At 72.4% G+C, this 20,912-nt stretch carries 17 protein-coding genes and 2 pseudogenes; 13 read left to right on the forward strand and 6 right to left on the reverse strand.

Annotation, left to right across the window (positions count from 1 at the left end; all coding sequences use genetic code 11):
* Positions 1-125: 125 nt before the first annotated feature.
* Positions 126-887: a CDP-alcohol phosphatidyltransferase family protein gene (locus PBV52_RS41160; protein ID WP_274249883.1), complete on the reverse strand. Its 762-nt coding sequence runs from the start codon at positions 885-887 to the stop codon at positions 126-128.
* Positions 888-995: 108 nt separating this feature from the next.
* On the opposite strand from PBV52_RS41160, the gene PBV52_RS41165 reads away from it, so the two are divergent.
* From PBV52_RS41165 to PBV52_RS41185, 5 genes and pseudogenes are all read left to right on the forward strand, one after another.
* Entirely contained in the window at positions 996-1,979 is a 984-nt protein-coding gene (locus PBV52_RS41165; protein WP_274245965.1) for a zinc-binding alcohol dehydrogenase, read from the forward strand.
* A gap of 165 nt (positions 1,980-2,144) precedes the next feature.
* Positions 2,145-2,543: a 6-carboxytetrahydropterin synthase gene (locus PBV52_RS41170; protein WP_093747920.1), complete on the forward strand. Its 399-nt coding sequence runs from the start codon at positions 2,145-2,147 to the stop codon at positions 2,541-2,543.
* The gene (locus PBV52_RS41175) at positions 2,540-3,775 is read left to right on the forward strand and encodes a glycosyltransferase family 4 protein (RefSeq protein ID WP_373921970.1); all 1,236 of its coding nucleotides are present in this window, start codon (positions 2,540-2,542) and stop codon (positions 3,773-3,775) included. The genes PBV52_RS41170 and PBV52_RS41175 overlap by 4 nt, the downstream gene beginning before the upstream one ends.
* Entirely contained in the window at positions 3,772-4,845 is a 1,074-nt protein-coding gene (locus PBV52_RS41180; RefSeq protein WP_274245971.1) for a class I SAM-dependent methyltransferase, read from the forward strand. The genes PBV52_RS41175 and PBV52_RS41180 overlap by 4 nt, the downstream gene beginning before the upstream one ends.
* Before the next feature lie 29 nt (positions 4,846-4,874).
* A pseudogene (locus PBV52_RS41185) lies at positions 4,875-5,954 on the forward strand (lysylphosphatidylglycerol synthase transmembrane domain-containing protein); the annotation flags it as partial.
* A gap of 146 nt (positions 5,955-6,100) precedes the next feature.
* On the opposite strand, the gene PBV52_RS41190 reads toward PBV52_RS41185, so the two are convergent.
* Positions 6,101-6,889: a creatininase family protein gene (locus PBV52_RS41190; RefSeq protein WP_275948141.1), complete on the reverse strand. Its 789-nt coding sequence runs from the start codon at positions 6,887-6,889 to the stop codon at positions 6,101-6,103.
* Between the two features lie 41 nt (positions 6,890-6,930).
* On the opposite strand from PBV52_RS41190, the gene ribA reads away from it, so the two are divergent.
* From ribA to PBV52_RS41215, 5 genes and pseudogenes are all read left to right on the forward strand, one after another.
* Entirely contained in the window at positions 6,931-7,599 is a 669-nt protein-coding gene (ribA, locus tag PBV52_RS41195) for a GTP cyclohydrolase II (RefSeq protein WP_274245974.1), read from the forward strand.
* A gap of 33 nt (positions 7,600-7,632) precedes the next feature.
* Entirely contained in the window at positions 7,633-8,604 is a 972-nt protein-coding gene (locus PBV52_RS41200) for an ornithine cyclodeaminase family protein (protein ID WP_274245975.1), read from the forward strand.
* Between the two features lie 52 nt (positions 8,605-8,656).
* Positions 8,657-9,363: pseudogene (locus tag PBV52_RS41205) on the forward strand (NAD(P)/FAD-dependent oxidoreductase).
* A complete protein-coding gene (locus tag PBV52_RS41210) occupies positions 9,360-10,421 on the forward strand; it encodes a saccharopine dehydrogenase (RefSeq protein WP_274245977.1) in 1,062 nt (353 codons plus the stop codon). The pseudogene PBV52_RS41205 and the gene PBV52_RS41210 overlap by 4 nt, the downstream one beginning before the upstream one ends.
* Entirely contained in the window at positions 10,414-11,577 is a 1,164-nt protein-coding gene (locus PBV52_RS41215; protein WP_274245979.1) for a saccharopine dehydrogenase family protein, read from the forward strand. The genes PBV52_RS41210 and PBV52_RS41215 overlap by 8 nt, the downstream gene beginning before the upstream one ends.
* A 4-nt stretch (positions 11,578-11,581) precedes the next feature.
* On the opposite strand, the gene PBV52_RS41220 is transcribed toward PBV52_RS41215, so the two are convergent.
* The 3 genes from PBV52_RS41220 to PBV52_RS41230 form a co-directional block, all read right to left on the reverse strand.
* A complete protein-coding gene (locus PBV52_RS41220; RefSeq protein ID WP_274245981.1) occupies positions 11,582-12,814 on the reverse strand; it encodes a serine hydrolase in 1,233 nt (410 codons plus the stop codon).
* Between the two features lie 65 nt (positions 12,815-12,879).
* Positions 12,880-14,349, reverse strand: a complete 1,470-nt coding sequence (locus tag PBV52_RS41225) for an MFS transporter (protein ID WP_274245983.1) — start codon at positions 14,347-14,349, stop codon at positions 12,880-12,882.
* A gap of 4 nt (positions 14,350-14,353) precedes the next feature.
* Positions 14,354-14,935, reverse strand: coding sequence for a TetR/AcrR family transcriptional regulator (locus PBV52_RS41230; protein WP_274245984.1), 582 nt, complete (start codon positions 14,933-14,935; stop codon positions 14,354-14,356).
* Between the two features lie 89 nt (positions 14,936-15,024).
* Here PBV52_RS41230 and PBV52_RS41235 point away from each other — a divergent pair, with 89 nt between their 5' ends.
* From PBV52_RS41235 to PBV52_RS41245, 3 genes are all read left to right on the forward strand, one after another.
* The gene (locus tag PBV52_RS41235) at positions 15,025-15,474 is read left to right on the forward strand and encodes a PPOX class F420-dependent oxidoreductase (RefSeq protein ID WP_274245986.1); all 450 of its coding nucleotides are present in this window, start codon (positions 15,025-15,027) and stop codon (positions 15,472-15,474) included.
* A gap of 184 nt (positions 15,475-15,658) precedes the next feature.
* Positions 15,659-15,973, forward strand: a complete 315-nt coding sequence (locus tag PBV52_RS41240; RefSeq protein ID WP_274245987.1) for a trypco2 family protein — start codon at positions 15,659-15,661, stop codon at positions 15,971-15,973.
* Positions 15,970-19,692, forward strand: a complete 3,723-nt coding sequence (locus tag PBV52_RS41245; protein WP_274245990.1) for a hypothetical protein — start codon at positions 15,970-15,972, stop codon at positions 19,690-19,692. Before PBV52_RS41240 ends, PBV52_RS41245 begins: the two co-directional genes overlap by 4 nt.
* A gap of 42 nt (positions 19,693-19,734) precedes the next feature.
* On the opposite strand, the gene PBV52_RS41250 is transcribed toward PBV52_RS41245, so the two are convergent.
* A complete protein-coding gene (locus tag PBV52_RS41250) occupies positions 19,735-20,874 on the reverse strand; it encodes a glycosyltransferase (protein ID WP_274245992.1) in 1,140 nt (379 codons plus the stop codon).
* Positions 20,875-20,912: the final 38 nt, after the last annotated feature.

Consider the following 20,912-nt stretch of genomic DNA (forward strand, 5'->3'; position numbering starts at 1 on the left):
AGTGCCCGTAGGACGGCGACCGTCTCTTGCGGGCCGTCGGTGTGAGGCAGGTGTTCGGTTGGTTCGCGGCGAGTGGTTCGCGGCGAGGGGGCGGCGGGTGCCGGATGCGACCGACGGCTGACCGTTCAGGACGCCACCAGCTCCCGTACCTCGGCCACGTGCGCCTGCTGCCGTGTGCGCGAGGTCCGGTACAGCCACAGGATGTCCCGGCCGAACGACCAGACCAGCGCCGCCAGAGCCGTCGCGGTGACCGCGAACGTCGCCAGGTGGGGGAAGAAGTCGGACGCGGCCAGCAGCAGGAACACGCCCTGCATCGCGGCGACCGTCTTGCGCGCCGTGCTCGGCGGGAGCGGGGCGTTCAGCCAGGGCCAGACGCGGGCGGCGGCGACGAAGCCGTAGCGCATGGCGCCGATGAGGAGGACCCAGGGGCCCAGCGACATCGAGACGTACACGCTCAGGACGAGGATCAGGAACGCGTCCACCTCCATGTCGAAGCGCGCGCCCAGCGCCGTCGACGTGCCGGTGCGGCGGGCCACCTTGCCGTCCACGCCGTCCAGGATCAGGGCGACCGCCGTCAGACCGACGAACAACGTCACCGGCGGTGAGCTCTCGAAGGAATCCGCCACCAGCGCCGTCACGCCACCCACCAGCGTCGCGCGGCCGAGGGTGACCCGGTTCGCCGGGCCGAAGGAGCGGAGCCCGGACCGGTGCAGGGCCAGCGAGAGCAGCGCCCATGAGGCGACGGCGAAGACGAGGCCGGTCAGCCAGCCCGCCGGCCCCATGCCGATCGCCGAACCGAGCAGAGCCAGCAACAGGATCTGCACGCCCGCTCCCACAGCGGTCTCCTGCTGGACCAGCCTTGCTTCGTACGTGTTGTTCAGGGCCACCGCGCATTCCTCCGGCCAGATGACAGAGTCGATCAAGGCCGCGTACTGTGCGCGACCTGTGCACACCTCGGTACGTGAACAGCTTCCCGATCGTTCAGGAGGATCCCGATGAACCGCACCGCACGTGCGTTCTGGCTCAGCGCTCCGGGTGAAGGAGAGATCCGGGAGGTCACCCTGCCGGAGCCGGGCGAGGGCGACGTGCTGGTGCGGTCGCTGTACTCCGGAGTCAGCCGGGGCACGGAGACGCTCGTGTTCCGGGGCGGGGTCCCCGAGAGCCAGTACGCGGCCATGCGGGCGCCGTTCCAGGAGGGCGAGTTCCCCGCCCCGGTGAAGTATGGGTACCTGAGTGTCGGGGTGGTGGAGGAGGGGCCGGACACGCTCGTCGGGCGCACCGTCTTCTGTCTCCATCCGCATCAGACGCGGTACGTCGTCCCCGCGAGCGCGGTGACCGTCGTACCGGACACCGTGCCCGCCGCTCGGGCCGTCCTCGCCGGCACCGTCGAGACCGCCGTCAACGCGCTCTGGGACGCAGCTCCCCTGGTCGGCGACCGGATCGCCGTGGTCGGCGGCGGCATGGTCGGCTGCTCGGTCGCCGCCCTGCTGGCCCGCTTCCCGGGCGTACGGCTGCAGTTGGTCGACGCCGATCCGGGCCGGGCCGAGGTCGCCAAGGCCCTCGGCGTCGGATTCGCCTCGCCCGGGGACGCGCTCGGCGAATGCGACCTCGTCGTCCACGCCAGCGCCACCGAGCAGGGACTCGCCAGGGCCCTGGAGCTGCTCACCGCCGAGGGCACGGTCCTCGAACTCAGCTGGTACGGCGACCGCCGGATCAGCCTCCCGCTCGGCGAGGCCTTCCACTCCCGGCGGCTGGTCATCCGCAGCAGCCAGGTCGGCACCGTCTCCCCGGCCCGCCGCGCCAGCCGTACGTACGCCGACCGGCTCGCCCTCGCCCTCGACCTGCTCGCCGACCCGGCTCTCGACGCGCTCGTCACCGGGGAGAGCGCCTTCGAGGATCTGCCCGCAGTCATGCCGAAGCTCACCTCCGGGGAGATCCCGGCGCTCTGTCACCGGGTCCGGTACGCCGACCACGACTGAAGTACCCCTTCCGCCCGGACTCGTTCAAAACGGAATGACAAGAGCGCCTGACCTGAGAAAAGAGTGAGAGACGGCTGAACAACGGGAAGCGAAGAGCCGTACTACTCGGCATCCCCGGCAGCGATGAGCCGGGGACTAGGCGTACCGCACCTGGAGGGTCGTCCGTTGTTCAGCATCACCGTCCGCGATCACATCATGATCGCCCACAGCTTCCGCGGCGACGTCTTCGGCCCCGCGCAGCGCCTGCATGGAGCGACGTTCCTGGTGGACGCCACGTTCCGGCGCGAGCAGCTGGACGACGACAACATCGTCGTCGACATCGGACTGGCCACGCGGGAACTGGGGGCCGTAGTCGGCGAGCTCAACTACCGGAACCTGGACAACGAACCCGACTTCGCCGGGATCAACACCTCCACCGAGTTCCTGGCCAAGGTCATCGCCGACCGGCTCGCCGAGCGGATCGAGAAGGGCGCGCTGGGCGAGGGCGCCAAGGGTCTCGCGGGCCTCACCGTCACCCTGCACGAGTCGCATGTCGCGTGGGCGAGTTATGAGCGTGCGCTGTGACCGACGTGACCCTGGAGAAGACGGCTCTGCAGAAGACGGGTCTGCAAAAGACCGATCTGGAGAAGGCGGAGCAGGGCACGCTCGGCTATGTGCCCGTGCAGCACCCCGTCCTGAAGAACGCCGAGATCATCCCCATGTCCCTGCGCTCCGTGCACTTCGTCATGCCGGGCGGCGTCGACGACCCGGCCGCCCCGAGCGGCGGCAACGCCTACGACCGGCGGGTGAGTCTGGATCTGCCCGGCTTCGGCTGGCAGGTCCACAAGCACCCGGTGGACGGCAGCTGGCCCAGCCCCGGCGCGGCAGCCCGTGCGGAACTCGCCCGTACGCTGCGGGAGTTCGCGGACGGCACGGTCGTCCTCCTCGACGGGCTGGTCGCCTGCGGCGTGCCCGAGATCATCGTCCCGGAGGCGGAGCGGCTGCGCCTCGCGGTCCTCGTCCACCTGCCGCTCGGTGACGAGACGGGGCTCGACCCGGCCGTCGCCGCGGAGCTGGACGCCCGGGAACGCACCGTGCTGCGGGCCGTCCCCGCGGTCATCGCCACCAGCGACTGGGCGGTCCGCCGCCTCGTCGCCCACCACGGCCTCGCCCCCGAGCGGGTCCATGTCGCCGCCCCCGGCGCCGACATCGCGCCCCTCGCGTCCGGCACGGACGGCGTGTCACGGCTGCTGTGCGTGGCCGCCGTCACGCCGCGCAAGGGACAGCACCGGCTGGTGGAGGCGCTCGCGGCGGTGACCGACCTGCCGTGGAGCTGCGTGTGCGTGGGCGGGCTGAACCAGGATCCCGAGTACGTGGCCGAGCTGCGGTCCCTGATAGCGCGGCACGGCCTCGCGGACCGGCTGACCCTGGCGGGCCCGCAGTCCGGCGCCGCACTCGACGCCAGCTACAACGCCGCCGACCTCATGGTGCTCACCTCCTACGCCGAGACGTACGGCATGGCGGTGACAGAAGCGCTCGCACGCGGAATCCCCGTGCTGGCCACGGACGTCGGCGGCCTCCCGGAGGCGGTCGGCCGGGCGCCCGACGGCGGCGTCCCCGGCATCCTCGTCCCGCCGGAGAACCCCGCCGCGATCGCCGCCGAGCTGCGCGGCTGGTTCGGCGAGGCGGACGTACGACGCCGACTGAAGGCGGCGGCCCGGGGACGCCGGGCCGCCCTGAACGGCTGGGCCGGCACGGCCCGCAGCCTGGCCGCGGTCCTGGGCCGACTGCCGAACGAACCCCGGAGGGCGGCATGAGGAAGACGGCAACGACACAGAGCGGGGGGACGATCCCGGCACAGCCGGGACCACGCGACGCGACGGAATCGACGCGCCGGGGGCCGCAGGACGGGATCGTTTCGGCGGAGGGTGACATGAGCGGTGTGTCCGGACGGGCGGCGGCTGACGCGGACGCGGACGCCGTGATTCTCGGGGCCGGGCCCAGCTTCCGTCCCGGTGAGCGGGCCACCGTACGGCTGCGGGACGCCGGTCCCGACGACCCGCCCCGTTATGCCCCCGAGTGGCTGGAGCTGCGCGAGAGCGCCGATGCTGCCGCGCGGGCGCACGACCTGCTCGATCCGCTGCGGATCCGGCTGGCCAACCTGCCGGGACGGGCCGGACTGGTCATCCACGACGTGGGCTGCGGCACCGGCTCCATGGGCCGTTGGCTCGCGCCCCACCTCGACGGCCCCCAGCACTGGGTCCTGCACGACCGCGACCCCTACCTCCTGCACTTTGCCGCCGTGGCCTCCCCCCGCTCCTCCGCCGACGGCAGCCGCGTCACGGTCGAGACGCGCCGCGGCGACATCGGCCGTCTCACCCCGGACGCCCTGGCCGGCGCCTCGCTGGTGACCGCCTCCGCACTGCTCGACGTCCTCACGCGCGAGGAGGTCGCCACCCTCGCCGCCGCGTGTGCGGGCGCGGGCTGCCCGGCGCTGCTGACGCTCTCCGTCGCCGGGCGCGTCGAACTCACCCCGTCCGACCCGCTGGACACAGAGATCGCCGAGGCGTTCAACACCCACCAGCGGCGCTCGGGCATGCTGGGCCCGGACGCGATCACGGCAGCGGCCGAGGCCTTCTCCGAGCACGGCGCGACCGTCCAGGTGCACCCGAGCCCCTGGCGTCTCGGCCCCGGCGAGTCGGCCCTCACGGCCCAGTGGCTGCGCGGCTGGGTCGGCGCGGCGGTCGAGCAACGCCCCGAACTCCGTGAGCGCGCCGACCGCTACCTGCAGGACCGCCTCGCCGCCTGTGAGGCGGGCGAGCTGCACGTCGTGGTCCACCACAGCGACCTGCTGGCGCTGTGCCGACCGACGGGCGGAGCGTCATGAGCGTGGAGACGGTGGCGAAGGCGAGCGCCATGCGGCGGGGCGCCAAGCCGCGACAGCGGCGAGTGAAGGCATTGGCCGTGAGTACGGTCGCCGCCCTCCCCGAGGTGCCCTCCGCCGCCCGACTCGCCATCAAGCCCTCGGTCCCCCCCACCGCCACCCCCACCCCCGTGGCCGTCTCCCGCTCCCGCATCGGCGTCGTCGTCACCGAGCCCCGCCCGGCAGCGCCGACCCCAGGCGCAGCGCGCCCCCGTAGGTCGCTGCGCACTCTCCTGTCCCGCCTCAACACCCCCGCCTTCCGCACCCACCTCGGCACGGCCGCCGGCGTCATCATCCTCGCCGTGCTGTTCTGGCGGCTCGGCACCGGCGTGTTCCTCGACGGACTGCGGCGGATCGACGCGGCGGCGCTGGTCGTGGCGGTCGGGATCGGACTCGTCACCACCGTGTTCAGCGCGTGGCGTTGGCAGTTGGTGGCCCGAGGGCTGCGGATCCGGCTGCCGCTTCGGCCGGCCGTCGCCGACTACTACCGCGCCCTGTTCCTCAACGCGGCCCTCCCCGGCGGCGTCCTCGGCGATGTGCACCGGGCGGTGCGGCATGGGCAGAGCGCCGGTGACATGGGCCGCGGCGTCCGCGCGGTGGTCCTCGAGCGGACGGCCGGTCAGGTCGTCCTCGCCGGTGTCGGCGCCGTCGTCCTGCTGACCATGCCGTCGCCGGTGCTGAACGAGGCCCGGGATCTCACGCCCGTCCTGCTGTTCGCCGCCGTGGGCGCGCTCGCCGTAGTGGCCGCCGTACGCATGAACCGCGCGCCCTCCCGCCGTGACCGGTCGAACCCGACGGCGCTGCGCGGCACGCTCGGCGAGGCACGGGAAGCCCTGCTGTCCCGCCGCAACGGGCCCGGCGTCGCCGTCTCCTCCGTCGTGGTCCTCGCCGGCCACCTCGCGATGTTCGTGGTCGCCGCCCGGGTCGCCGGCTCCGCCGCCTCCGTGGCCGTCCTGCTGCCGCTCGCCGTCCTGGCCCTGCTCGCCATGGGCCTGCCCCTGAACGTCGGCGGCTGGGGCCCCCGGGAGGGCGTCACCGCCTGGGCGTTCGGGGCGGCGGGGCTGGGCGCCGAAAGCGGCCTGGCCGTCGCCGTCGTGTACGGCGTGCTCAGCTTCGTGGCCGCCCTGCCCGGCGTCCTCGTGCTGGTCGCCCGCTGGTACTGCGGCCTGCGTGCGGGCTCCGGGGCCGCCGTCACCGAGGCGGGCCCGGAACCCGGCCGCTATGCCCTTGCGTCTGATGTGTCCGGTACGGAATCGTCCGCGGAGGTCAGCAGTGACACATACGCGCCGAAGGAATCCGCGAGGCTCGCCAGCAGCCGCTTCCCCTTTTCCGCGCAGCCCAGCGAAGGACGGCCTATGACACCCGAATCGGTATAGCCGGACATACCGAGAGTCAAGAGGTGGCGACGGTCGTCCGCCACGAAATCGGAAGTCTCATAACCGGGTCGGATCAATTCGGGATGAGTGTGCAGAAGGATGGAGGTCTCAATTTCCCCCGCGTGCATGTCGGTGAGCAGCGAGGTCTCCACCCCCGCCCGCTCCCGCGCCGCCTCCCAGTCCTCCGCGGCCGGGAACAGCGCCATCCGCTCGCCGCGCGCGGAGGACTCCTGAACGACATTGCCCAGTACGTAGTTTCCGCCGTGCCCGTTGACCAGAACCAGGGCGTCCACGCCCGACCGGCGGAGCGAAGCCGCTATGTCCCGTATCACCGCATGAAGGGTCACTGAGGAGATGCTGACGGTCCCCGGCCAGGCCGCGTGCTCGTGCGAGCAGGAGATCGTCACCGGTGGAAGAAGGTGCACCGGATGCGTGGCGGCTATCTCGCGCGCGACCGCGCAGGCCACGAGCGTGTCGGTGGCCAGCGGAAGGAACGGACCGTGCTGCTCGAAGCTCCCGACGGGCAGGACCGCGACCTGTCGTGAAACGCCCGCGCCTCGCTTCCGTACGTCTTCGGTGGTGTCCGCGGGCACCAACGAGTGTGCCGCCGGCCGCGTTTGTGAACCACTCATCTTTTCCCGGCCTTTCGTCTCTGCTTAGGAACTGAAGAATCATGACAGAAAAAATTGGTGTGCTCGGCAAGAAGTCCGCACAGCGTACGCAGCGTTCCGGCGTGGAACGCGTGGTGAATGCCCCCCTGCCCACCGTGTACGGGGAATTCCGCGCGATCGGTTACCTCGACCACGACCGCGGCGACGAACAAGTGGCCCTCGTCTACGGCGAGATCGGCACGGACGACGTCCTGACCCGGCTGCACTCCGAGTGCCTGACCGGCGACGCCTTCGGCTCCCAGCACTGCGAGTGCGGCGACCAGCTCGCCTCCGCGCTGCGTGCCGTCGTCGCCGAAGGAAGCGGCATAGTCGTCTACTTGCGGGGCCACGAGGGCCGCGGCATCGGTCTGCTCGGCAAGCTGCGGGCGATGGCCCTGCAGGCGGAGGGCCTGGACACCGTCGAGGCCAACCTCGCGCTCGGCCTGCCGGTGGACGCCCGCGACTACGGGGTCGCCGCCGAGATGCTGCACGACCTGGGGGTGAGCAGCGTCCGCCTGATGTCGAACAACCCGCGCAAGCGCGAGGCGTTGCTGCGACACGGCATCCAGGTGGCCGAGCAGGTCCCGCTGCTGATCCCGCCGTGCGAGAACAACATCACCTACCTGCGCACCAAGCGGGAGCGCCTCGACCACCACCTGCCCCATCTGGACGCGGTCGCGCACCTGTCCTGATTGCGGCCGGGCCCGTCCGGACAGGAAGAGGGAATGACCGACGACGTCCTCTTCCTCTCCGGAGACCAGGTGACGCGCCTGCTGAGCCTCGACGCGGCGATCGCCTCGCAGCGCGCGGCTTTCACGGCGCTCGGCGCCGACGCGGCCGACCTGCCCGGGAAGATCATGCACCCGAGCCGCTTCGACGACAGCGTCGTCTTCGCGTACGTCTCCCGGCTGTCCGCCGACACCGGCGCCGTCGCGAAGATCGGCAGCGTCAACCCGGGCAACGCGGCGTCCGGCCTGCCCACCATCCACGCCGTCATCACCGTGCTCGACCCGGTCACCGGCCGCCTGGTCGCCGTCATGGACGGCACGCAGATCACGACCCTGCGCACGGCCGCCGCGAGCGCCGTGGCGATCGACGCCCTGTCCACCCCCGACAGCGCGGACCTCGCCCTCCTCGGCTCCGGCACCCAGGCCCTCGCCCACGCCCGGGCCGTCGCCCGGGTGCGCGAGGTGAAGTCCGTACGGCTGTGGAGCCCGACCGCGCGGAATCGCTCCAGCGCCGCCGAGCGGCTTGCCGCCGAACTGAGCCTCCCCGTCCAGGCGGTCGGCACCGCGCAGGAGGCCGTGACGGGGGCGTCGCTGGTCGCGGCCTGCACGCTCAGTACGACGCCCGTCGTGCGCGGGGAGTGGCTGGCCCCCGGGGCCACGGTGGTCACCGTGGGTTCGTTCGCGCCCGGGCGCCGGGAGGTGGACGCGGAGGTTCTGCGGCGCGCCGCGAGCGTCGTCGTCGACGACCCGGTGACCGCGGCCGCGCACGCCGGGCCGGTGGTGGACGCGCTGAGCGAAGGGCTGCTGGCGCACGAGGACCTGGTCGGGCTCGGCGCCGTGCTCACCGGGCAGAGCTTCCCGAGGTCCGGACCCGGCGACATCGTCTACTACAACAGCGTCGGCCTCGGCATCCAGGACGCGGCCGCCGCGTGGGCCGTGGTCGAGGCAGCCAGGAAGGTGGGCCTGTGACAACGCGCGCGAGGACCGGAGCCACGACCCAGGCGGCGAAGGAGGTGCGGCCGTGAACACGACCGCGAGCGTCGTCGTCATCGGAGGCGGCGTGATGGGCACCAGCATCGCCTACCACCTCGCCCGCGCCGGAGTACGGGACGTCGTCCTCGTCGAGCGGGACGAGCCGGCCTCCGGCTCCACCTCGAAGGCGGCCGGCGGGGTGCGGGCGCAGTTCTCCGACGCGCTGAACATCCAGCTCGGGGCGCGCAGCCTGGAGGCGTTCGGCCGGTTCGAGGAGGAGACCGGGTACGACATCGGGCTGCACCGGGTCGGCCATCTCTTCCTCCTCTCGCATCGGCCGGATCGTTCAGCACCAGCTTCTACTTCCACGGCGAAGGCCCCGGCCTCCTGCTCGGCATGTCCGACCCCGATGAGCGGCCCGGCTTCGCCACCGACACCCACGACCGCTGGATCCCCTGCCTGGCCGCGGCCATGGAGCACCGCGCCCCCGCCCTGCTCGACCTGCGCCGCACGGGCGGATGGGCGGGCCTGTACGAGGTCACCCCGGACCACAACGCGCTGATCGGCGAGGCGACTTCCGTCTCCCGCTTCCTGTACGCGACCGGCTGCTCCGGCCACGGATTTCTGCAGGGGCCGGCCGTCGGCGAGGTCGTCCGCGACCTGTACCTCGGCCGCGTACCCTTCGTGGACGTCAGCCCCTTGAGCGCCGGCCGGTTCGCGGCCGACGCCCCGCGCCCGGAGGCCAACCGCGTATGACCGATCTCCACCTGTGGCTGCGCCACGAGGTCCGTTCCACCGAGCGACGCACCCCGATCGTGCCGTCCGACGCCCGGCGGCTCGTCGAGAGCGGAGTGACGCTGACCGTCGAGGAGTCCCCGCAGCGGATCTTCCCCATCGAGGAGTACGCGGCGGTCGGCTGCCGCGTCGTGCCCTCGGGCTCCTGGGTGTCGGCCCCGGCCGACGTCGTCGTCATCGGGCTGAAGGAACTCCCGGACGGACCCGCCGAACTGACGCACCGGCACATCTTCTTCGGCCACGCCTACAAGCAGCAGCCCGGCGCCGAGGACCTGCTCCGCCGGTTCGCCGACGGGGGCGGGGCCCTGCTCGACCTGGAGTACCTGGTGGACGACCAGGGCCGCCGCCTCGCCGCTTTCGGCTTCTGGGCCGGCTATCTCGGTGCCGCGCTGGCCGTCCTCCAGCACCGGGGCAGGCTCGTCGCGCCGCTGGCCCCCACGTCGAAGGACGAACTCGACGAGATCCTCCAACCAGCCGCCGACGACGAGGAGTTCACGGCGCTCGTGATCGGCGCCCTGGGACGCAGCGGCCGCGGCGCTTGCCTCGCGTTCCTGACCGCCGGCATCGAGGCGACGCCCTGGGACCTCGCCGAGACCCGCGACCTGGACCGCGAGGCCCTGCTGGCGCACGACGTGTTGGTCAACGCCGTCCTCGCCACCAGCCCCGTCCCGCCCTTCCTGCGCGAGCAGGACCTCGACGACCCCGCCCGCCGGCTGCGCACCCTCTGCGACGTCACCGTCGACGTCGGCTCACCCCTGAACGTCCTGCCCGTCTACGACCGCACGACCGAGTGGACCGAGCCCGTGCGCCGACTGCGCAAGGAGCCTGCGCTCGACCTCATCGCCATCGACAACCTGCCCTCCCTGCTGCCCAGGGAGTCCAGCACCGACTTCTCGGCGGCGCTGGTGCTCCAGCTGCTGGAGTTCGAGGCGGGTGGGCCGTGGGGGCGCTGTCTGGACCGGTTCCACCATGCCTGCCGTGAACTCGGCATCGCAGAAGGGGAGTTCCGTCATGTCTGACCCCTCCACACGCATGCCCGCGAGTGGCACCGTCCACTGGGTCGGCGCCGGACTGTCCACGGGCAGCGGTCTGGCCCGGCTCTGCGACACCGCCGACCGCGTACGCCTGTGGCACCGCACCGAGAGCCGCGCGGCGGACGCCCTGGCCCGGCGGGGACTCGCCGGACGCGCCGAGCCCCGCGCCTACACGCTCCCGGCGCTCACGGCCGAACTGGCGCCCGGCGACGTCGTCGTATCGATGCTGCCCGCGCCGGAACACGCCGGGATCCTGGCAGCCTGCGTCCAGCGGCAGGCGCACTTCGCCTGCTCCAGCTATGTGTCGGACGCGGTGGTGGAGCAGGTGCCCGCGGCCGCCGCGGCCGGGCTCGTCGTCCTCACCGAGGCCGGCCTCGACCCGGGCATCGACCACCTCTTCGCCCACTGCCTCGTCGGCCGCGCCCGGGAGGCCGTGGGCGACGACACGGCCGCCTCGTACAGCCTGACGTCGTACTGCGGCGGTGTCCCCGCGGTTCCGAACGACTTCAGGTACCGCTTCAGCTGGGCGCCCGCCGGTGTGCTCAACGCCCTGCGCTCACCGGCGCGTTATGTGCGGGACGGTGCCGAGACGGTCGCCGAGCGGCCGTGGGAGATGACGCGGCGGCATGTGGTGGACGGGGAGGCGTTCGAGGTCTACCCCAACCGCGACAGTGTTCCGTTCGTCGAACAGTACGGGCTGCCGCCGGCCTGGAAGCCGCAGGCCTTCGTGCGCGGCACGTTGCGTCTGGAGGGCTGGCTGCGCGCCTGGGACGCCGTCTTCGAGGAGCTGAAGGCCGGCGACGACGCCCGGATCGCCGCCCTGGCGGGGGAGCTGGCCGCCAAGTACCCCACCACGGACGCCGACCGCGACCGCGTCGTCCTCGCCGTGTCGCTGGACGTGCGCGGCGGGGACGGGCGGACGTGGTCCGGCAGTTACCTCCTCGACCTGGTGGGGGACGCGGAGGAGAGCGCGATGGCCCGCTGTGTCTCCCGGCCCCTCGCCCTGGGCGTGCGCCACATCCTGGACGGCTCCCTGCCGGCGGGCCTGAACCGCGCCGCCGAGACGGCGGCCCGCTCGCAGGAGTGGCTGCGCGAACTCGCGCTGGAAGGTGTGGAGTTCGCCCTGCGCGTGGACAGGTAGGGGCTCAGTCGCCCGTGACGGCCTCGTGCACGAGCCGCTTGAGGTCCTGGAACATCGTGTGCGACGTCCTCGGCCGCACCTGCGTCATGAACTGCACCGTCAGGTCGCGGCCCGGGTCGACCCAGAACGTGGTGGTCGCGACCCCGCTCCAGCCGTAGGTGCCGAGGCCGGCCGGGGCCCTCGTACGGGTCGGGTCGATCACCACGGAGACGCCGAGGCCGAAGCCCAGGCCGTCGTTGCCGGGCTCGTCGTGGGCGGGGCGGCTGCCGAAGGCGCGCAGGTCGGCGCCGCCCGGAAGGTGGTTGGACGTCATCAGGTCCACGGTCCCGGGGGACAGCAGACGGGTGCCGTCGAGTTCGCCGCGGCGGCGCAGCAGCTCCATGAAGCGGTGGATGTCGTGCGCGGAGGCCGCCATGCCGCCGCTGCCGGACAGGAAGCGGGGGCGGCCGTGCAGCGGGAGGCCGGGGATCGGCTCGATGCCGCCCTCGTCGGTCTCGCCGTACAACTCGCTGAGCCTGTCCGCCTGTTCGTCGCTCACGCAGAAGCCGGCGTCGGCCATCCCGAGCGGCCCGAAGATCCGCTCGGCGAAGAACTCGTCGAGCGGCCGCCCGGACACGACCTCGATGACCCGGCCCAGGACGTTCGTGGCGACCGAGTAGTTCCACTGCGTCCCCGGCTCGAACTGCAGCGGCAGACTCGCGTACACGTCGACCGTCTCGGCCAGGTTCGAACCCGGAAGCACCGCCGAGTCCAGGTTGGCGTCGCGGTAGAGGGCGTCGACGGGATGCGTGCGGTAGAAGGCGAAGGTCAGTCCGGCGGTGTGGGTCATCAGGTGCCGGATGCGTATCGGCCCGTCGGCCGGGCGGGTCACGGTGTCGGCGCCGGATCCGCTGACGTACACCCGAGGCTCGGCGAAGGCGGGCAGATGGCGCTCGACCGGGTCGTCGAGCGACAGCTTGCCCTCCTCCACCAGCAGCAGCGCGGCGACCGAGGTGACCGGCTTGGTCATGGAGTAGATCCGCCACAGCGTGTCGGCCTCGACGGGCAGCCCGGCCGCCAGGTCCCGGTGGCCGTGCGTGGCGAGGTGGGCGACGCGTCCACCGCGGGCGACGGAGACCAGGTAGCCGGGTATCCGCCCCTCGTCGACGTAGTGGGCGAAGTGCTGGTCGAGGCGGTCCAGAGCCTTCGCGTCCAGCCCGACCTCGCCCGGGTCGACCTCTTGTGTCAGCAGTGCCATCGCTCTCCTCCGAATGCGTACGACGAGGTGCGCTCCGGCATACCCAGCCGGAACGGCCTCAGATCTCATCGTCGCGCAGGAACACGTGTACGGTCCTTCGATTGCCCATGATCGTCGATCGCGTCGTCGGGGCGTCCGGGGAGCTTTCGGCCGAGCGCCGCACCGGCCAGGGCGACGCCGGCGAGGATACTCAGCGGCAGCTCAGGGCCACCGCCCGACCCCATGAGGGCGGTCGCGGCGGCCACGCCCAGCACCGGCCCGAGGTTCATCGCGGTCTGCTGCAGGCCGCCCGCCACCCCGGCCGACAGGCCCTTTGATCGGAGTCGCCTCCGGGGCGCTCCAGCCGGTGTCGAGAGCCCGACCGTGCTCAGCCCTTCGGGCCTCCGCGCGCTCGGGCTCTCGCCTCCGGCGCGCCCCTCCGGCGCCTCGACGGCGGCCTCGCGTACGACGACGTGGGTCGCCGCCACCATCACGGTGCCGAACCCGGCTCCCACCAGGGCGAACGCGGCGCAGAGGGCAGGCGTGGCCGAGGCGCGGGAGAGGGCGAGGATCCCGAGTGCGAGGACCGTCATCGCCGCCACGGTCGTACGACGGGCCCCGGCCCGGCGCAGCAGCACCGCGCACGAGGGCGCCGCGAGCACCATCAGCAGGGCCAGCGGCAGGCTGACCAGGGCGCTGCGGAACGGGTCCAGAGCGAGCGTGCCCTGCAACAGGAACGTGCCGACGAACAGCGCGCCCGACAGCGCCGCCGACGCGGCCACCAGCATGCCGAGCGCCGAGCCGACCGCCGCCGAGCCGATCACGTCGGGTGGCAGGAGAGGGCTCGCGGTGCGGCGCTCGTGCCGGATGAAGGCGGCGCCGGTGACCGTGGCGGTCGCGGCGGTCCAGCCCCACCCCGGCATTGCGACGAGGGCGTGGACCAGGCAGGCCAGGGTCACCGCGAGCAGGAGGGCGCCGGGTAGGTCGAGCCGGGCGGGCGAGGCGGCGGGCGCGGGCCGCACGGCGAGGGCGAGCGCACCGAAGACGAGGGCGGGCACGACATTCAGCAGGAACACGGCCCGCCAGCCCGGCCCGGCCACCAGCGCACCGCCTATGACCGGCCCGGCAGCGGCTGCCACCCCGATCGCGGCGGTTCGTACGGCGATCGGCGTCCGCAGCCGGTCGGGAGGGTAAGCGGCCCGCAGCATCCCGAGCGTGGCCGGCTGCGACAGTGCCCCGAACACGCCCTGCACCACCCGCAGTCCGACGACCCAGCCGACACCGGGCGCCAGCGCGATACCGGCCGACGCCGCCCCGAAGCCGAGCATGCCGATGCCGAAGACGCGATGGTGCCCGTACCGGTCGCCGAGCCGTCCGGCGAACACCAACAGGCCGGCCACCGCGATGAGATAGCCGGTGCTCGTCCACTGGACCTGAGCGAAGGAGGCACCCAGCTCGCGTTGCAGGGTGGGCTGGGCGAGGGTCAGGACGGTGCCGTCGAGCGCGACGATCACGGCGCCGGCGACACTGCTCGCGAGGGTGAGGCGCGGGTTCATCCGCTCACCGCCCGAGGTGTGCGTCCAGGGCCGCGTGCAGCAGGGGTGCGAAGTCGTCGGCGCCCGTGGCGAGTTGGAGGCTGCCCCAGCCCCACAGCTGGGCGATGCCGTGCAGGTTGGCCCACAACGCGCCCGCGACGAGCCGGGCGTCGGTGTCGGGGCGTGCCCGGGCGACCAGGTCCACCAGGCGGCCGAAGAGGGGGAGGCTGGTGTCCCGCAGTCCCAAGTGGCCGCTCTGCAGCAGATCGTGGCGGAACATCAGCTCGTACATGCCGCGGTTGCCCAGCGCGAACTCCAGGTAGACGCGCCCCAGCGCGGCCAGCTGCGCCCGGGGGCCCGCCGCACCGTCGCCGACGGCAGCCGCCGCCGTCGCCCGCTTCGCCAGTTCGTCGAAGCCGCGGCGTGCGATGGCCGACAGCAGTTCCAGGTGGGTGGGGAAGTAGCGGCGTGGGGCGCCGTGCGAGACGCCGGCCCGGCGGGCGATCTCCCGCAGGGTGAGCGCCTGGGCGCCTTCCCGGGTCACGAGGTCCACGCCTGCGTCGACGAGTCGGGCCCGCAGTCCCGTATCGGAATCGGATTCCTGCATAGACGCTGTCTACCATGATCGAGTAGACAGTGTCTACGCGGGGATGCCGTGTGGGAATGCGCGGACCGCCCGGCAGGGTTGATCCAGGCATGACTGAGGACTCCACCCAGAACGCACTGCTCGCGCTGCTCTCCGAGGGCCACGGCGGGGTGCTTGTCACCCTCAAGCGCGACGGCCGGCCGCAGCTGTCCAACGTGGGCCACGCCTACTACCCCGACGAGCGGATCATCCGCGTCTCGATCACGGACGATCGCGCCAAGACCCGCAATCTGCGCCGGGACCCCCGGGCGTCGTACCACGTCACGTCCTCCGACCGGTGGGCGTACGTCGTCGCCGAGGGCACGGCGGAGCTCTCGCCGGTCGCGAAGGACCCGTACGACGCCACGGTCGAGGAGCTCGTCCGCCTCTACCGCGACGTCCTGGGCGAGCACCCCGACTGGGAGGACTTCCGGGCCGCGATGGTCCGGGACGGGCGGCTGGTGTTGCGGTTGAAAGTGGAACGGGCTTACGGGATTCCGAAGGGGGCCAACCAGGGGTGAGCGGCAGTCAACCGGGGGTGAGCGGCTGATTGACGCACCGTCACCTGCCCCTCCCGCCGTGGACCGCTGCCCGCACGTGATCGAGTTGCCTCGCCCCGGGAATCCCGAAGAATTACTGGGGAGAGGCATCTCCCGGCGAAAGCCCGCATTCGGGTGAGGAACTCCTGCGCGAGGGAGTACCGCGATGGCAGACAGGCAGCAGGCGGACCGGACCGATGGGTTGGGTCTCGCGGACATGATCACCGCGCTGCGCACCGAACTCGAAGACGCTCAACGGCGCGCGACGGCGGAGAGCCTGCGTTTCGGGATCACCGATGTCGAGGTCGAGGCCACTGTCCAGATCATGCGGAACACCGCGGGCCGGGCGGGTGTGCAGTTCTGGGTGGTCCAGGCCGGCGGCGAGCACGCGCGCGGCAATGCCACGACTCACCGGATCAAGCTGAACTTGAGTCTGCCCACCGACACGCGCATCGCCGACGCGGGGGACGACGCAGGATGACCGGGCTGGACGCCGAGCGTTTGGTGTCGCTTTCCGCGGAGGGAAAACGGGGCTCGGGATACCTGCTGACGCCGGATCTCGTCCTGACGGCCGGCCACTGCGTCGGTTCGAAGGGATCCGCGGTCACGGTCCGCAAATACTGTCGCCGCGAGGGGAGTTATGAACTCCCGGACGATCGGCAGACGTTTCTGGTCGCGGTCAAGGAAAGCGCGGAGCTGGATTGCGCGCTCCTGGAATCCACCGTGGGCGACCCGTTCCGTACCGGGCAGGGTGGTCGGCTCGACGAGGTGCGGCTCGGCCGTCTCGTCGGTGAGGACGCCGTTCCGGCGCAGGCGCTGGGTTTTCCGAGGTCCGGCGTGACCGAGGCCGGAGCGAGGCGGTGGGTGAACGTGGAGGACGTGCGGGGCACCGTCCTGCCGCTCACGGGGTCGAGACGCGAGGTGCGGCGGCTGAACTTCCAGGTCCGCACGGGAGCTTCACCGGCCGTCCAGGGCTCGTCGCTGTGGAGCGGTCTGTCGGGTGCGGCTCTGTTCAGCGGGGATCACCTGGTGGGTGTGATCACCGAGGACCGAGCCACGGTCGAGGGACGGCTGACGGCACTGCCGGTCGGCGCGGTCTTCGGCGACGACGGCCTCGACGAGGCGAACGCGTGCCTTCTGACGGCGAGGGGCGAGACGGCCACCGCGCGGGTCGCACTGGATCCCGTCTGGGCGCGTGGCGAGAGTCTGGCGCCCGCGTACAGCCCGCTGCCCCCGCGCGATCAGTGGTCCGAGGCCGACCTTCTGGAGTCCCGCCACGGCGTCGTGCCCTTCCGGGGCCGCACCGAGCAGCTGAACGAGCTGGTCGACTGGTGCGAACGCGGTGACGGACAGCGCATTCGCCTGCTCACCGGAGGCGGCACCGTCGGCAAGTCCCGTCTCGCCCGTGAGCTGTGCCGCACCATGGCCAGGCGGGGCTGGGTCGCCGGTGTCGTCGACCCGCTGCACGTGGCGTTCTCCAGCGTCTGCGCCCTGAAGGAGAAACGGCTACTCGTCGTCGACGACGCCGATGCCCACGCCGGTCAGCTGGACGTACTCCTTGCCGAAGCGGCCGAGCACCACAGCCACGACGCGCTGCGCGTCCTGGCCGTCGCCCAGCGCGGCGGACTGTGGTGGCAGGCGATCAGACGGCGGTACGAATCACTGGTCGACGCGGAGGACCCGCCGCCGCTCGAGCCGCTGCGCGAAGCCGACCGCGAGGACGTCTACCGCACGGCGGTCACCGCCTTCCGGGGCTGGTACGCGCAGAGCGACACGACCGAAGCCCCGGCACAGGCCGCCTCCGAGCCCGGCGACGAGGCCGTGGCGGACGGGGAACCGCGGGACGAACCGGGCGTGCCCGGCCTCGAAGGGCCCGACTTCGGCAGCTACCTGCTCATCCTGATCCAGGCGCTGGTGGACGCACGCACCAGCATCGGCAAAGTGCCCTCGCCGACGACCGGACCGCCCTCGCGCTCACGCGCCAACGCGCTGCTGGACTACGCCATCGACGTGGAGCGGCAGAGATGGCAGACGTCCGCCGAGAAGAACGAACTCCCGCACGACCCGGTCCTGCTCGAGAGGATCGTCGCCGTCTGCAGCCTGGCGGTGGCCGACGGTCCGACGGACGGGGAACGGGAGACCGAAGCCGCGCGCCGGCTGCGGCTCGTCCCCGACCTCGCCGACGAACCGGAATGGCTCACGCGCGCGTTCGCCCGCTGGCAGCACGCCGCGTTCACCGGTGACGGTTATCTGCGTTCGCTGCAGCCGCTTCGGCTCGCGGAGCGGCTCGGTGCCCAAGTAATCGCAACCTTCCCGGAGTTGGCCGCGAAACTGCTCGACGTCGGGGGCGGAGGACCGGGAATACCGGACGCCCCGACCGATCAGGCACGCCAGATACTCAACGTGCTCCACATCCTGCAACTCACCGCCGGCTCCGACGCCTCCCGGTCCGACGACACGAGCGAGGCCGAGAACGGCACGGCGCAACCGGCCGGCGACACCAGGCACTGCACGTCCGCCCAACAGCAGGCCCGCAGGACGCTGGAGCGGGCGCTGCGGGAGCATGCCGTCCCTGTCGTCAGGCTGGTGAAGCAGGTCGCCGTCGCCGACCAGGACCAGTTCGCGAGCGCCATCGGCACGTCACTGGCCGCCGCACTGAACTCCACCCTGCACAGGAAGTCGGCGCAGAAGGTCGCCGCCGAGGTCCTGCGGGAGTTCGACGCCACCTGCGCGGACGTGTTGCTGGAACTTGCCACGGCTGTCGCGGAACATGCGGTGCAGTTCCACCGGCGCGCCGACGCACCGGCCACGGAGGACAACCGCAGGGAATTGGCCCAGGCCCTGCAACGGTGGTCCCTGTACCTGGCCAGTTCGGGGCTGCGTATCCGGGCGCACGAGGTCGCCGGGCAGGCGGTCGACACCTTCCACGCGCTGCAACAGCTCAGCCCCTCCGAAGAGCACGAGTTCCACCTCGCCGAAGCCCTCAAGGACCTGGCGGACCGGCTGGTGGACATCGGGCGGTTCGAGGACGCCGACCACAGCGCCGGGGATGCCATACGGCGCCTGGAGGCGCTGTACCAGCGCGACCCCACGCGCACACATGCCTTCGGCCTGGTGAAGGCCCTGTGCACCCGGGCCACGGCGGCCCACCGGGTCGGCCGCCAGCGCGAGGCGCTGCAGGCGGCGAACGAGGCGTGCGACCTGATCGATCAGCTGCCGCAGCCGGACGAGGGCGACGCGCACGAGCCGGACGAGATCCAGAGCATGAAGGCGTTCGCGCTGCGCGGCCTCGCCTGGCAGCTCGGCGCGAGCGGACACGTCGACCGGGCGGTGGCGAAGGGCATCGAGAGCGTCGAGACATACCGGGCTCTGCGCCAGGGGTCTCCGGGACTGTGGAAGCGGGACATCGCCGAAGCCCTGTCCGTCCTGGGCGTTCAGCACGGACACCGCGAGGAGTGGGACGCGTGCGTCGCCCGGCACAGGGAAGCCGTGGACGGACACTACAAGGCACTGGAGCGGGAGTTCCGCGAGGCCGTACGGCCGCAACACGCCCTCGCGCTGGGCCGGTTGGCGGAGGCGTACCTGGGCAGAGCGCGCACCCGGTCGGGCGAGAGCCGGCACGAGGATCTGCAGCGGGCGCTGGATCACGTCGAGGAGGCGTTGGACCAGTACGAGAGGATGCGCAAGGAGGACAGGTGGGCCAACCGCGTCCACGAGGCGTGGACGAGCTGTCTGGAAGCGGAGATCCTGCTCGCGCTCGGCAGCACGGACCGCCAGCACCGCGGTACGGCCGTCACGCGGCAGAGCTTCGGACGGGCCGAGTCCGCCGCCCGGCGGGCACTGTCGCTGTACGACGAGATCGACGTACGCGCGTGGAAGCTGAGGTTCGCCCGAGCGCACGCGCAGGCGGTCCTCGCCAAGTCGTACGGGGGCAGGGGCCGCCCGCGGGGCAAGGTCCTGCGCGCGCACGAGCAGGCCAAGCACGCGTTCGCCCGGCTCGACGCCGAGGAACCCGGGCGGGCCGAGGACGAGTTGCTCAGGATCGAGGACGCCATCGAGGGCCTCAAACAGACGGGCCCGCCGGTACAGCCCCGTGCGCAGCCCTCGGTGAACCGATCGGGCAAACGGCGTAGGCGGCATCAGCCCAAGACCCGTCTCAGGAGCCGTCAGGGTGCGCAAGTGCGACGCAAGCACCGGTGAAGACGCCTCGCCGGCAGCGCCACGGCAGCACCTTCGCTCGTGTCATCGGGCGACGACAGCGGGCGTCGGGTTCGCGGACGCCTCCTTCGCCCAGGCCTCCAGGCACATCGCGAACTCGGTCGCCCGGTCGGCCCAGTTGAGGTCGGAGAGCGCTGCCACCCAACCCCGCGTGGCCGCGCGGCTGCGCGTCTCCGGATCGGCGCGCAGCCGCCGTACGGCCTCTGCCGCCGAGGGCGGATCCTCGTACGGTACGACGAGACCGCAGCCGTAGCGCTCGACCAGGTCGGCCGCGAGCGGGGTGGGTGTGGTGATGACGGGGACGCCGTGGGCCATGTACTCCACGACCTTGGTGGGCCGTGAATGGCGGTAGTTGGGCTGGTCGTGCAGGAGGGAGAGGCCGGCCAGGGCGCCGGAGAGCAGATCGAGGGCGCGGTCGTTGGGCAGGTACCCGTGCCAGCGCAGCACGCCGTCCCGGTCGGCCTCGGTGAGCGCGCCTCGCACTTCCGGGTCCGCCGCGCCGATGACCTCGACGTGGACGTCCGGTGCCAGCAGCCGCGCCGTCTCGATGAGTTCCAGCGCACCCCGGGCCCGCGACAGGTGCCCGAGGTAGACGACCCGGTCGTCGCCCGGCGGCTCGGGCGGCTCGGGCGGCACCGTCGCGAGGTTGGCCACGACGGGATGCGGGCGGTGGAAGCGGTTCTGGTAGGCGTCCTCGGCGAGCAGCAGCCGCAGATGCCGCTCCGCCAGCAGCTCGGCCGCCCGCACGGCCAGTCGGAGCGGTGGCCGTAGCGGCCTCGGCACCCAGCGCTTCATCACCAGCGCCGCCGCGGTGTCCTCGTGCACGTCCCACACGGTGACGGGGGCCCGTCCCTCGCGCCGCCAACGGCGCAGGGTGCCGGGCAGGGCCAGCAGCAGCTCAGGATCGTGCAGCAGCACCACGTCCACCGTCGGTCCGCGCTCGGCCAGCAGCGCGCGGGCCGCGCGGAGCGCCACCCGGCGGTCCCGTCCGGCGGCCCGGGGCAGATCCACACCCTCGACGTACGGCCGCGGTGCCACCTCCCGTGCCGCGAACGGCGCGGCGTACACCACCCGGTGGCCGCGCTGCCGCAGGGCGGCGATCTCGCGGTGCAGGATCCGCGCGTCCTCGGGGTGATGGACGACAGTGACGACGAGTATCCGCATCAGCGCACCTTTCGAAGTGGCCCGGGACCGACAGTCCG

The sequence above is a fragment of the Streptomyces sp. T12 genome (assembly GCF_028736035.1).
GTDB lineage: Bacteria > Actinomycetota > Actinomycetes > Streptomycetales > Streptomycetaceae > Streptomyces.